The sequence below is a fragment of the Pseudomonas sp. NPDC088444 genome (genome assembly GCF_044900175.1).
GTDB lineage: Bacteria > Pseudomonadota > Gammaproteobacteria > Pseudomonadales > Pseudomonadaceae > Aquipseudomonas.
The window spans coordinates 184,574-197,958 of record NZ_JBJDNK010000008.1 but is presented as its reverse complement, the minus strand read 5'-3'; the positions used below and the strand labels follow the sequence as shown (position 1 = coordinate 197,958).

Here is a 13,385-nt window from a genome sequence, read left to right as displayed (position 1 = left end):
CGATCAAGGCGCTTTCGGCAGGCGCTGCTCCAGCAGCTGGTGCAGCGCACTGTCGACAGGCCAGTTGCGCATGAAACGGGCGCGGTCCTTGGCAAAGGCCGCTGCGAAGGTGCTTTGCGAATTGTGCTGACACATAGCATCGAGGTCGATCAGTGCCCAGCGGTCCTGATGCCAGAACACGTTATGGCCCTTCAGATCGCCATGACTGATGCGTTCGCGCAGCAACTGGGCGAACAGCGTATCCAGCGCCTGCAACTCGCTTTCCGGCGCATCGCCCGAGGCGACGTAAGGCGCGAAGCGCTCGATGATGTCAGGCCCTGGCAAATATTCGGTGACCAAATAGGCTTTGCGGCGTAACCAGAAAAAACGCTGCTCCAGCAACGCCAGAGGTTTGGGCGTGGCGATACCAAGAAACATCAGGCGATTGCCTTCGCGCCATGAAAGCCACGCGCGACTTGGGCGCCAGAAGCGCTTGAGCCAGTGGGCGAAGTTCTTGATGTTGTAGCGTTTGATCACCAGCTCACGGCCATTGACCTCAACCTTGGCGACACTCGCTGCTCCGCCGGTCTTGTACAGGTGACCGCTGTCGATCAGCGCATCGGCCCTGTCGAGCACCGGCAGCATCGCAGCCTCTTCTTCACGACGAATCGCGCGCAGCTTGAACGGGCCATCGAAGACGCTGAACAGGCTGCACTCGCGCCCGACTTTGATCAGGTAATCCTTGAGACGCCAGGCGCTGACCTTGTCGATCTGCTTTTGCAAGGCCTCCACCGGCAGCGCATGCTCGCCGTTGCTCAGCAGGTAGTAGACCAACAGTTCTTCGGTGAACGGCGCCAGCGCCTTGGGCAACTGGGCGAAGAACACACCGAGGTTTTCCAGCACTTTCTGACGAGACAGCGGCTTGCCCGCTTCTTCAGCGCGAATGCCAGCGCCGTCGATCAGGTACAGATTGCCGTTCTGGCGCAGTAAGTTGTCCAGATGCAGGTCTTCTTGCCACAAGCCTTTGGCGTGCATCTGCCCGACTGCCGCGAGGGCTTCGCTCAGCACGGCGATTTGCTCATCGGCGAGTGGGGGCAGATGCTCGACGGATTTCCAAGCCTCGCCCAGCGATTCGGCCTGATCGAGAAACTCGAACAACAGCCAGCCACCCTCGCCTTCCTGAAGCCCCTCGGCCAGCAGCAACGGCGTGGTCAAGCCCTGCTCTGCGAGCAATTGCACTCCGGCACGCTCGCGCTGAAAGTGCCGGGGCGCCTTTTGGCCAACCAGCAATTTGGCCAACACAGGGCGCCCGCGCCAGATCCCGGCCCCCACATAGCGTTGGCCCGGCAGCACACGCAGCAGGCTGAGCAACTGCAACTCGGCAGGCCCGGCGGCATCTGCCAAGGCGATGCTCATGGGCAGTGCCGGAGTGCGACCGGCGTTTTTCAGTTCAGACAAACGCATCGGCGTCCTCTTCGGTCAATCTTCAAATCAAATGCAGACCGCTTCTGCCCGAAGGGCGTGGGAGCCGGCTTGCTGGCGAAAGCGGCGTATCAGCCACCCATGATGCCGTTGATCCGACGCATTCGCCAGCAAACCGGCTCCCACAAAAGATCGACGCCCCCCTGAGATCAGCGGCCGCTGCGTTTATGGCTGCCGCGTTTGGCCAGCCGCTGCCACCAGGCCTCCACCAGCCCGCTGTCGCTCGGCGCTTGCAGGTAAGTAGCAAGCAGCTCGCGGATTTCGGCCTCGGTCCACATCGGCGCGCGACGCAACAGCGGCTCGATGTCCTTGACCCGGTCACGCTGGCCGAAAATCGACTTGCGCGTTTTCTCAAGGTCAATCAACTGCGCCTGATACCCGCCGCCCCTGGCCTTGAGAAAAATATGCTTGGGATAGAAACAGCCGTGCACTTGCCCGGCCTTGTGCAGCGTACGCGCCAGTTGTCCACAGGCTTGCAGAATGGCCAGACGCTGGGTAGCGGCCGCCTCATCCCACTGCGTCAGCAACGTATCGAGATCGGTCCAACCGTCCAGCGCGCGGGTCATCAAGATCGCTCGGCGCTCGCCATCGACTTTCTTCTCGCCGTAGAACACCGCATGCAGCGCGGGAATGCCGAGCTTCTGGTACAGGCTGATGTTGCGAAACTCGCGAGAAAAGGACGGCTCGCCAAACGGGTGATGCAGGGTGTAGGTCAGGTAATTGCTTTGGCGCTTGAGGTAATACCCCGCCCCTTCAAGCTCCAGACGGAACACACTGCTCCAGCCACCCCGCCCAGTGTTGGGTTCGTCCACGGCATCGAGCTGTACGTCCCACAGCGAATCGAAATCCGCCAGGCCATGGCGCTCCAACAATGCGCGATCAGCATCGGCTATGAAAACACTCATTCGCGCCCCTCGAAAAAGCTGACGATGTGGCGAATGCGCTTTTTATCTGAATCGTTCAGGCGCTCACGCCCCCGGTATTGCAGATAAAAGCGCAGGCGCTGGGTGGCCGACAGGTGATATTTGGCCACCTTGTCCAGACAGGCCAAGTCTTTGGTGATGCGATAACGCAGCATGAAGCTGACCCAGAACGCGCCGTTGGGGCAGTCGATCAGGAACACCGTTGACTGATCGTCCACCAGCAGGTTGCGCCACTTCAGGTCGTTATGGGTGAAATGGTTGTCATGCATCGTGCGGGTGTAACGCGCCACTTGCTGACTGATCCGATCGACCCAGGATCGATCGTTCAAACGCTGGTCATGATGCCGCGCCAGTTCAGACAAGTCTTCGGTACGCGGCAGCTCGCGGGTGATCAACGCACCGCGATCATAGGCCGCGCCTTTGCGTTCAAGGCCCCAGGCCACCACTTCAGCGGTCGGAATGCCCCACTTGGCGAAGCGCTTGAGGTTCTGCCACTCGGACTTGACCCGAGGACGCCCCAGATAGCGACGCAGGCCTTTGCCCGCAGCCGTGTAACGCTTGACGTAATAGTTGATGCCGCCGCGCTCGACGCGAATCACTTCGGACAGCGGGTCGCGGGTCAGGCGCTCGCCCCGCAAGGCAAACACTGCGTCCAACGAACCAAAATCCCCGGCCAGCGCAGCATACTCAGGTTCCAGATTCCAACCCGCCATCAGAGCGCATCCCCATACCGCAGTTTGCGCTGATACAGCTTCTCGGCCTTGGCCTCCAACCAGACCAGCAGCGCCGACTCCTCAACCAGAATCTTGCGCAGCGGTTGCTGAAAGTAGCCGTTGAGGAAACGCAGTTTGTCACGACGAGTCAGGCCGATGTCCAGCGCCGAGAAATACAGCGCGGCCAGGTCCTTGTTGCGCCAGCGCTGGGTAATCTGCGGACGGGTCTGGGCGCGGTGCAGGTCGATCACCGACAATTTGAAGCTTTCCGGGGTGACCGGCGTGTCAGTGTGCAGCAGGAAGTGGCACAGATAGCAGTCACGATGGTTGACCCCGGCGCGATGCATCATCCCGACCAGGCGCGCGACTTCAGCGATGTAGGCCCGCTTCATACGTGGCTCAGGCGGCTGCTTCGCCCAATGCAGGCTGACGTCTTCCATACTTTCAGTCGGCGCCAGTTCTTCGGTGACGATGAAGGAATGCTGCGCCGCTGGATTGTTGCCGCGTTCACCATAGGCCACAGACGTCATGGTCGGCACGCCGACTTCTTTCAGGCGGTTGATCGCCTCGAATTCTTTACCGGCGCCGAGCACCGGCAACTTGGCGGTCAGCAGGTTCTTCGCCACTTCGCCCCAGCCGATGCCGCGATGGATCTTGACGAAATACCCCTTGCCATCGACTTCAGTGCGCAATGTGCGACGGTTTTCCAGCTCGCGATACACCTGGCCTTGCAGTTCCTCGACGGCTTCGAACGCATCGCGCCCGGCCCAGAGGCTCTTGAAGGGTTCCTCAAGGATCAGTTTCATCCGCGGTGCTCCGCCAGAATCACATCCGCCGCATGCTGCGGCATGCTGTAAAGGTCAGCCGTATCGGCGAACGCCAACCCGTTCTTGCCCCAGGTGGCACGCTGGGCGTCATCCTTGAGCATGCGTTCCAGGTACTGGTTGAGCTGGTTTTGCTCGAATGGCTCATCCAGCACCAGACCGCTGTCGGCCTCGGCGATGTAGTGGGCGTAACCGCACACCGCGCTGACCAACACAGGCAATCCGGCAACCAACGCTTCCAGCAACACCGTGCCGGTGTTCTCGTTGTAGGCCGGGTGAATCAACAGATCGGCACCCAACAGGAAGCGCGGAATGTCGCTGCGGCCCTTCATGAAGGTCACGTTGTCGGTCAGGCCCAGTGCCGTGCTTTGCATCTGGAACAGTTTCGGATCGTCCTGGCCGATGACGAACAAGCGGGTGCGCTTGCGCAGCTCGGACGGCAGTGCGGCCAGAGCCTTGAGGCTGCGGTCCACGCCCTTGGTCTTGAAGCCCGAGCCAATCTGCACCAGCAGCAAGTCGTCCTCACCGAGCTTGAACTCGCGACGGAAGTCAGCGCGGATTTCGGCTGCATTGGCAGGCGCGCGACGGTCCTGAGAAATCCCCGGCGGCAGCAGGTGGAACCGCTTGAGCGGCGTGTCGTAATGCTTGATGAACAGCGGCTGCTGCACTTCGGAAATCATCAGCACTTCGGTTTTCGCATCTTTGGCGAACACCGCGCGCTCATAGTCAGCGAAGTGGCGATAGCGGCCCCAGTATTTGTACAGGCCGTGGCGCAGATTTTGCGCCTTGTCTTCGTAGCAGCCGTCGGCGGCGTAATACACGTCCAGACCGGGCATCTTGTTGAAGCCGATCAAACGATCCACCGGGCGTTTGGCCAGATCGGCGTTCATCCAGTCGGTGAGCTTTTCGTTGCGCCGATGGTTGAAGATCGCCTTGACCGGCGCCACCAGCACTTCGAAACCGGGCGGCACGTCCCCTTCCCAGATCAGGGTGTAGACGCGGATCGAATGCCCGCGCTGCTGACACTCCAGCGCAATGCGCATGAAATCACGCTGCAGGCCACCGAAGGGAAAGTATTTATAAAGCACGAATGCCAGTTGCATCACGGGTGTTCCTTTGCCAGCAACAGCGAACCCAGTTGGCTCGCTACTCGCTCGGGATTCAGGCGAGTGAAGCACATCGGCCACTCGCGTTCGGTATCGACCTGACGCTGATCTTCAGCGGTCGGGCGATAGGTGCATTTCTTTTGCAGACACGGCGCGCAAGCGGGGTAATCGCCCGCCAAGTGAACCTGCGACTTGCCGTAGGCGCCACTCAACCCGGGATTGGTCGGGCCATAGAGCGACAAGGTCGGCACGTCGAGCGCTGCCGCAAGATGCCCAAGACCGGTGTCCACGGCGACGCAGCCCTGAGCGCCTGCCAGTTCCCGCGCGACGCCAGCCAGATTCAGTTTGGGGAGCACGATGGCTTTATCAAGGCCCTCGGCAATTCGCTCGGCGCGAGCCTTTTCGGCCGGATTACCCCAAGGCAGGCGAACTTCAAGGCCTTGAGCGACCATGCGCTCGGCCAACTGGCGCCAGTACAGCTCCGGCCAGTGCTTGGTGTCCCATGTGGTGCCATGTAAAAAAACCACGAAAGGCGCCGCGTCTTCGGCGCCACGCTCAACACCCTGCAAGCGGCTGCGATCGAGGCTGTAATCACCCACCCCTTCCGGCAGCGGATAGCCCAATGTCTGAGCAAACAACTGACGTGTACGCTCAACCGCATGCTGGCCACGGGCGACGGGATAGGTTCGATCGTAAAAACGAGCGGCCAGCGGTTCGCGGACCGAGTCTTTATCCAGACCGGCGATCGGCGCCTTGACGTAACGAGTCAACCACGCGCTTTTCAGCAGGCCCTGGGCGTCAATCACCAGGTCGTAACGGGTGTCGCGCAGGCGCTGTTTGAACTGGCGCCATTGGCCGCTCTTGAACGTTTGCCAGAGATTTTTTCGCCAGCGCCGAATCGCCACCGGAATCACCCCAGCCACCGCCGGGTGCCAGGTCGGGATTTCGGCGAAGCCTTCTTCCACCACCCAGTCGAACTGGATGCCGGGAATCGCCCGTGTGGCGTCGGTCAGCGCGGGCAGGGTATGAATGACGTCACCCAGCGACGAAGTCTTGATCAGCAGTACCCGCAAGTCAGGCAACCTCGACCGGCGTGCCGCCCAACTGGCCCAACGCGCGGATAACCGAATCCGGTTCCAGCAGACGCAGGCAGTTGTAGTGACCAAAACGGCAGGTGCGCTCAAAGCACGGACTGCATTCGATGCCCAGTTGCACGATCTCGACGTAATCGGCCAGCGGCGGGGTAAAGCTTGGCGAGGTCGAACCGTAGACAGCGACCAGCGGACGGTTCAGCGCAGCAGCCACGTGCATCAGCCCGGAATCGTTGGAGACCACGGCGTCTGCGCAGGACAGCAAATCAATCGCCTCAGCCAGCGAGGTCGCGCCGCTCAGGTTGCTCGACTCTTCTCGCAGGCCCGGAATCAGCCGCTCGCGAATGCTTTCGCCCACCGCGTGGTCGTTCTTGGAGCCGAACAGCCAGACTTGCCAGCCTTCACGAATCTTCGCTTCAGCGACCTTGGCGTAGTGCTCGGACGGCCAGCGCTTGGATTCACCGAACTCGGCACCAGGGCACAGGGCCAGGACCGGGCGGTCGAGGGTCAAGCCGAACTTGGCCAATGCGGCTTCGCGGCTAGCGGTTTCAATCTGCAAGCTTGGTTTTGGATACGGACGCGGTATCTCGGCGTCTTTGTCATACGCCAGCGCCATGAAACGCTCGATCATCAGCGGGTACTTCTGCTTGTCCAGAATCCGCACGTCGTTGAGCAGGCCGTAGCGGAATTCGCCACGCCAGCCAGTGCGTTTCGCAATACCGGCAAAGAACGGCACCAGCGCTGACTTCAGCGAGTTAGGCAGCAGAATCGCCTGATCGTACTGGTCTTTCAGGGATTTTCCGATGCGTCGGCGAGTCGCCAATTCCAGCGCGCCGTGGCCGAGCGGAAAGCTCAAGGCCTTGCGCACTTCTGGCATGCGCTCAAGGATCGGCCGACTCCACTCAGGGGCCAGCACATCGATTTCGCATTGCGGGTGTCGCTGTTTCAGGCACTGGAACAGCGTTTGCGCCATCACCATGTCACCGACCCAGCTGGGCCCTACGATCAGAATTCTCATGCTCAATCCAAAAACGACCAGAAACGAGCAGGGAGGCCCATCAGACTGCGTGACGCTTCCACACAGCCTGACGCCTCCCTGTCATAGCTTTATATAAGTCCAACTGCAGCGCTCGTTCTGACGCCATCGCGGGCAAGCGCGCTCCTACAGGAGATCGCGCTCAACTGTAGGAGCGCGCTTGCCCGCGATGAGGTCAGTGGCATCAACAAAACCCGATGCGTTAACTCAACCCCAACTGCCCCCAGATCCGCATCACTTCACGCCGTTCACTGGCGAACTGATCGCCACTGACCACGCCCGCATCCTTTTGCAGGGCTTGCCGGTGAGCGGCGGAGCGGTAGGCTTTATACACCTCGCGCAGCAGGCTCGCATCGGCGGAAGGTATCAGTCCTGCCTCTTCCAGCCCTTCGAGAATGCGGATGTTGTCGGTGTATCGAAGCAGCGCGGGATGCTCTCTGGACCACGCCAGGGCCGCGTATTGCACCATAAATTCGATATCGACGATACCACCGGCGTCCTGCTTGAGATCGAACGACGAAGTGGCCTCGAAGGCGTTTTCTCCCTTTCCGGCCGTCGTCCCCTTGGTTCCGAGGTTGTCGCGCATCTTGGCCCGCATGTCGCTGACTTCCTGGCGCAAGGTGTCCAGATTGCGCTCGCGCCCCAGCACTGAAGCACGCACCGCCTCGAACCCGGCGCCCACATCCGCACTGCCCACCAACACCCGCGCACGTACCAGCGCCTGATGCTCCCAGGTCCAGGCTTCGTTCTCCTGATAGCGGGAAAACGCCCCTAACGAGCTGACCAGCAAACCCGCCGCACCCGATGGCCGTAGACGCATGTCCACTTCATAGAGCTGACCGGAGTTGGTCTGCGTGGTGATCAGGTGAATGATCCGCTGACCCAGCCGGGTGAAGAACTGCGCGCCATCGATCGGCTTGGCACCGTCGGTTTCGGTCTGAGGATCACCGTCGTGGATGAACACCAGATCCAGGTCCGAACCATGCCCCAGTTCGATGCCGCCGACTTTCCCGTAACCGACAATCACAAAGCCGGGATCGCACAAGGTGCCATCCGGTCGGCGCGGCGCACCATGGCGCGCGACGGTATGCCGCCACGCCAGCGCCAACACTTGCTCCAGGATGGCTTCGGCCAGCCAGGTCAGGTAATCGCTGACTTTCATCAAAGGCAGGCTGCCAGTGATTTCCGACGCCGCCACCCGCAGCCGGTGCGCCAGTTTGAAGTGACGCAACGCTTCCATCTGCTGCTCAAGATCGTCCTCGGGAATCCGCGTCAGCCGTTCGCGCAGCTCGGCGGCCAGCTCAAGGGCTTGCGGCGGGCTGAACAGACGCCCTTCGTTGAGCAGTTCGTCGAGCAGCAACGGAAAGCGGGCGATTTGTTCGGCGATCCAGGGGCTGGCCGCACACAAGGTCAGCAAACGCCGCAACGCACCGGGATTTTCGGTGAGCAACACCAGGTACGCCGAACGGCGGGCCACGGCCTCGACCAATGGCAGCACCCGTTCCAATACCAGATCGGGATTCTCATGTTCGACGGCCTGAGCCAGCAGGCGCGGAATGAACGCGTCGAGGCGTTCACGGCCCAGACGCTGCATCGAGCGCAGTTGCGAACTGTTGCGCAGGTTGCTCAGATGTTTCAGCGCCTTTTGCGCATCGGCGAATCCGCCTTCCTGCAATTGGCGACAGGCGGCGTCTTCGTCCTGTGATTCTTCCCACAGCGGCAGCCACTCGCCACCGACGATCTCTTCACCACCGTCCTGCTCGCCCTCTTCCTCGTCCGGGTCGGCGATAACCTGGCGAAAATGCCAGTCCACCCGACCGCGCCAATACATCAGCTTCTCGTGGAAGGCGTTCCAGTCCGCGAATCCCATGATGAAAGCGATGCGCGCCTGATCACGAGGGTCGTCTGGCAGCATTTGCGTCTGGCGATCGGCAATGGCCTGAATGGCGTGTTCGGTGTAGCGCAGGAACTCGTAGCCTTCGCGCAATTCAGTGATGACGGCCTGAGGCAGATAGCCCTGGCCTTCCAGCGTGCGCAGCACTTTGAGCAGAGGTCGTTGTTGCAGGCTCAGGTCGCGGCCGCCGTGGATCAACTGGAAAGCCTGGGCGATAAATTCCACTTCACGAATACCGCCCGCCCCCAATTTGATGTTGGCGGCCATGCCCTTGCGGCGGACTTCCTGCTGAATCAACTGCTTCATGGTGCGCAGTGCTTCGATGGCCGAGAAGTCCAGATAGCGGCGGTAAACGAAGGGGCGCAGCATTTCCAGCAGTTCGCCGCCCTTGGCCTGATCGCCGCCGACCACGCGGGCCTTGATCATGGCGTAGCGCTCCCAGTCACGGCCCTGATCCTGATAATACTGTTCAAGCGCGTTGAAGCTGAGCACCAGCGCCCCGGCTGAACCGTAAGGCCGCAAGCGCATGTCGACGCGAAACACGAAGCCGTCGACCGTCACCGGGTCCAACGCCTTGATCAAGCGCTGCCCGAGGCGAATGAAAAACTCCTGATTATCCAGCGGGCGTTTCACGCCTTGCGTCTCCCCGCCTTCGGGGTAGGCGAAAATCAGGTCGATATCAGAGGACAGGTTGAGTTCCACGGCACCGAGCTTGCCCATGCCCAGAATGACCATTTGTTGGGGTTCACCACTTCTATGGCCCGTCGGCACCCCGAATTGCTGGCAATGTTTGTCATATAACCACCGATAGGCGAGGTCGATACTGCCATCGGCCATGTCGGACAGGTCACGGCAGGTTTCCACCAGATCAGCCTGACGGGTGATATCGCGCCAGATAATTCGCACTTGCTGCCGTGTCCGTTGACGACGTAGATTACGCCCCAACTCATCGTCGGTGGTCGCTTCGGCAACCGCGTTGGCGATGTGTTCTCGCAGCTCGCTGGCCGCAAAACTGCGCTCCAGCTCGCCGGATTCGGCGAGGTCGAGCAGCATCTGCGGATCGCGTCCGACGTGTTCGGCGACAAAGTCGCTGGCCGCACAGACGCGGTCGAAGGCAGCCAGACGTTCGGCAGGCCAGGTCTCGAAAGCGGCCAGACCCGTGTCGTTCAGAGCAGTGAGTGCCGTGCGAAAGGACTGTTGTGCACGGGTAGCCAACGGAAGCAGTACGGCTGGCAGATCGGCCAGCAAAGGAAGGCTCATGGTCTATCCTTGATCGGCGTTCGAAACACTACCTGCGGCGAGGGTTGTACACACGTTGCGAGGCAGAATGTCGAACAAAGGTTAAAAATTGCGGGTATTTACCTCTTTTTGATCGCAAGGGCCATTCGCCCGCCGATCTTTTTATGGTTTCTACCAACATTTTTCATTTGATTCATCGCAACACATCAGCGAAACCATCGCAGAACTGTAGTTTTACTACTGTATATACAAGTCAAAAAGCTGAAACGGCCAAAGATTTGTAGTAAAACTACACGGACCCGGTAACTCTCCGGTTATCCAAGAATTTTTACGTCGTCTGCCCACAAGGCCAGTCGCAACAAACTCAGGCAACCGATTCTGGAAGCCTTTCCGCCCTGGAGCAAGCCATGCAAGACCTCGATCCCGTCGAAACCCAGGAATGGCTGGACGCCCTGGAATCGGTTCTCGACAAAGAAGGCGAAGACCGTGCTCACTACCTGATGACCCGTATGGGTGAACTCGCTACCCGCAGCGGTTCGCAACTGCCGTACGCCATCACCACGCCCTACCGCAACACCATCCCCGTTACCCGCGAAGCACGCATGCCCGGCGACCTGTTCATGGAACGCCGCATCCGTTCGATCGTTCGCTGGAACGCCCTGGCGATGGTCATGCGCGCGAACATGCAAGACCCTGATCTGGGTGGTCACATCTCCACCTTCGCCTCCAGCGCGACGCTCTACGACATCGGTTTCAACTATTTCTTCCAGGCCCCGAACGAAGAACACGGCGGCGACCTGATCTATTACCAAGGCCACGCCTCGCCTGGTATCTATGCTCGCGCCTTCCTGGAAGGTCGCTTGAGCGAAGAGCAAATGCTCAAGTTCCGTCAGGAAGTGGACGGTGGCGGCCTGTCCTCGTACCCGCACCCGCACCTGATGCCTGACTTCTGGCAGTTCCCGACCGTTTCCATGGGTCTGGGTCCAATCACCGCGATCTACCAGGCACGCTTCATGAAGTACCTGGAAAACCGTGGTTTCATCCCGGCTGGCAAGCAGAAAGTCTGGTGCTTCATCGGTGACGGCGAGTGTGACGAGCCGGAAACCCTGGGCGCCATCTCCCTGGCCGGTCGTGAAAACCTCGACAACCTGATCTTCGTCATCAACTGCAACCTGCAGCGCCTCGACGGCCCGGTTCGCGGCAACGGCAAGATCATCCAGGAACTGGAAGGCGTGTTCCGTGGCGCCAACTGGAACGTCAACAAGGTCATCTGGGGCCGCATGTGGGACCCACTGTTCGCCCAAGACGAAGACGGCCTGATGCAGCGTCGCATGGACAAAGCCATCGACGGCGAGTACCAGAACTACAAGGCCAAAGACGGCGCTTACGTTCGCAAGCACTTCTTCGGTGATGACCCAGAGCTGCTCAAGCGCGTCGAGAACCTGTCCGACGACGAGATCTGGAAACTCAACCGTGGCGGCCACGACCCGTACAAGGTCTACGCGGCGTACCACCAGGCGGTCAACCACAAAGGCCAGCCAACCGTCATCCTCGCCAAGACCATCAAGGGCTACGGCACCGGTGCGGGCGAAGCGAAGAACACTGCGCACAACACCAAGAAAGTCGATATCGAGTCGCTGAAGAAATTCCGTGACCGCTTCGACATTCCGCTGAACGATTCCGAACTCGAATCGCTGCCGTTCTACCGTCCGGCCGAAGACAGCGCGGAAATGAAGTACCTGCGCAAGTGCCGCGAGAAGCTGGGCGGCTCCCTGCCACAGCGCAACCGCGGCAACATCAGCATTCCGACCCCGCCGCTGGATACCCTCAAGTCCGTGCTGGACGGTTCGGGCGACCGCGAAATCTCCACCACCATGGCGTTCGGTCGTATTCTGGCCTCGCTGGTGAAAGACAAGGAACTGGGCAAGCGCATCGTTCCGATCCTGGCCGACGAAGCCCGTACCTTCGGTATGGAAGGCATGTTCCGTCAGTTGGGTATCTACTCGCCTGTCGGCCAGCTGTACGAGCCAGTCGACCGCGACCAGGTGATGTACTACCGCGAAGAGAAAGACGGCCAGATCCTGCAAGAAGGTCTCAACGAAGCCGGCGCGTTCTCCTCGTTCATCGCGGCGGGTACTGCCTACAGCAACTACAACACCCCGATGCTGCCGGTCTACATCTTCTATTCGATGTTCGGCTTCCAGCGTATCGGCGACCTGGCCTGGGCGGCTGGCGATGCCCAGACCCGCGGCTTCCTGCTGGGCGGCACCTCCGGGCGCACCACACTCAATGGTGAAGGCCTGCAACACGAAGACGGTCACAGCCACCTGCTGGCCAGCACCATCCCGAACGTGCGCAGCTATGACCCTGCCTATGCTTACGAGCTGGCGGTGATCATGCAGGAAGGCACGCACCGGATGATGACCCTGCAGGAAAACGTCTACTACTACATCACCGTGATGAACGAGAACTACCACCAGCCAGCAATGCCGGCCGGTGTAGAGCAAGGCATCATCAAGGGCATGTACCTGCTGGAAGAAGACAAGCGCGACGCGGCTCATCACGTCCAACTGATGGGTTCGGGCACGATCCTCAACGAAGTGCGTGAAGCGGCGAAGATCCTGCGTGAGCAGTTCAACATCGGTGCTGACGTGTGGAGCGTCACCAGCTTCAACGAACTGCGTCGCAACGGTCTGGCCGTTGAGCGCAGCAATCGCCTGAAGCCAGGTCAGAAGCCACAAGTGAGCTACGTTGAAGAGTGCCTGAGCGGCCGTAAAGGTCCGGTCATCGCGTCGACCGACTACATGAAACTGTTCGCTGACCAAATCCGTCAGTGGGTTCCGACCAAGGAATTCAAAGTCCTGGGCACCGACGGCTACGGCCGTTCCGACAGCCGCAAGAAGCTGCGTCACTTCTTCGAAGTTGACCGCCACTTCGTCGTGCTGGCAGCCCTGGAAGCCTTGGCTGATCGTGGCGACATCGAACCTAAGGTCGTGGCTGAAGCCATCACCAAGTTCGGTATCGATCCAGACAAGCGCAACCCGCTGGACTGCTGAGCGTAGGTCGGACGCGCGCTGAGAGCGTGCGCGAAACAGCCG

Annotated in this window: 9 protein-coding genes; 1 reads left to right on the top strand and 8 read right to left on the bottom strand. The window is 60.4% G+C overall.

Features of this window, described 5'->3' with window-relative positions; all coding sequences use genetic code 11:
• Positions 1-3: 3 nt before the first annotated feature.
• The 8 genes from ACI2KB_RS17340 to glnE all read right to left on the bottom strand — a co-directional run bounded on the left by ACI2KB_RS17340 (position 4) and on the right by glnE (position 10,308).
• The gene (locus ACI2KB_RS17340; RefSeq protein WP_404636411.1) at positions 4-1,443 is read right to left on the bottom strand and encodes a lipopolysaccharide kinase InaA family protein; all 1,440 of its coding nucleotides are present in this window, start codon (positions 1,441-1,443) and stop codon (positions 4-6) included.
• Positions 1,444-1,610: 167 nt separating this feature from the next.
• Complete coding sequence (locus tag ACI2KB_RS17335) at positions 1,611-2,366, bottom strand: lipopolysaccharide kinase InaA family protein (RefSeq protein ID WP_404636410.1); 756 nt, start codon at positions 2,364-2,366, stop codon at positions 1,611-1,613.
• The gene (locus ACI2KB_RS17330; RefSeq protein WP_404636409.1) at positions 2,363-3,097 is read right to left on the bottom strand and encodes a lipopolysaccharide kinase InaA family protein; all 735 of its coding nucleotides are present in this window, start codon (positions 3,095-3,097) and stop codon (positions 2,363-2,365) included. The genes ACI2KB_RS17335 and ACI2KB_RS17330 overlap by 4 nt, the downstream gene beginning before the upstream one ends.
• Positions 3,097-3,903, bottom strand: a complete 807-nt coding sequence (gene rfaP / locus ACI2KB_RS17325) for a lipopolysaccharide core heptose(I) kinase RfaP (RefSeq protein ID WP_404636408.1) — start codon at positions 3,901-3,903, stop codon at positions 3,097-3,099. The genes ACI2KB_RS17330 and rfaP overlap by 1 nt, the downstream gene beginning before the upstream one ends.
• Positions 3,900-5,024, bottom strand: a complete 1,125-nt coding sequence (locus tag ACI2KB_RS17320) for a glycosyltransferase family 4 protein (RefSeq protein ID WP_404636407.1) — start codon at positions 5,022-5,024, stop codon at positions 3,900-3,902. The genes rfaP and ACI2KB_RS17320 overlap by 4 nt, the downstream gene beginning before the upstream one ends.
• Positions 5,024-6,100 (bottom strand): lipopolysaccharide heptosyltransferase I, encoded by a 1,077-nt coding sequence (waaC, locus tag ACI2KB_RS17315; RefSeq protein ID WP_404636406.1) that lies wholly within the window; start codon positions 6,098-6,100, stop codon positions 5,024-5,026. The genes ACI2KB_RS17320 and waaC overlap by 1 nt, the downstream gene beginning before the upstream one ends.
• Position 6,101: 1 nt before the next feature.
• A complete protein-coding gene (waaF, locus tag ACI2KB_RS17310) occupies positions 6,102-7,136 on the bottom strand; it encodes a lipopolysaccharide heptosyltransferase II (protein WP_404636405.1) in 1,035 nt (344 codons plus the stop codon).
• A gap of 220 nt (positions 7,137-7,356) precedes the next feature.
• Positions 7,357-10,308, bottom strand: coding sequence for a bifunctional [glutamate--ammonia ligase]-adenylyl-L-tyrosine phosphorylase/[glutamate--ammonia-ligase] adenylyltransferase (glnE, locus tag ACI2KB_RS17305; RefSeq protein WP_404636404.1), 2,952 nt, complete (start codon positions 10,306-10,308; stop codon positions 7,357-7,359).
• 386 nt (positions 10,309-10,694) lie between these two features.
• Here glnE and aceE point away from each other — a divergent pair, with 386 nt between their 5' ends.
• Positions 10,695-13,343, top strand: coding sequence for a pyruvate dehydrogenase (acetyl-transferring), homodimeric type (gene aceE / locus ACI2KB_RS17300; RefSeq protein WP_404636403.1), 2,649 nt, complete (start codon positions 10,695-10,697; stop codon positions 13,341-13,343).
• Positions 13,344-13,385: the final 42 nt, after the last annotated feature.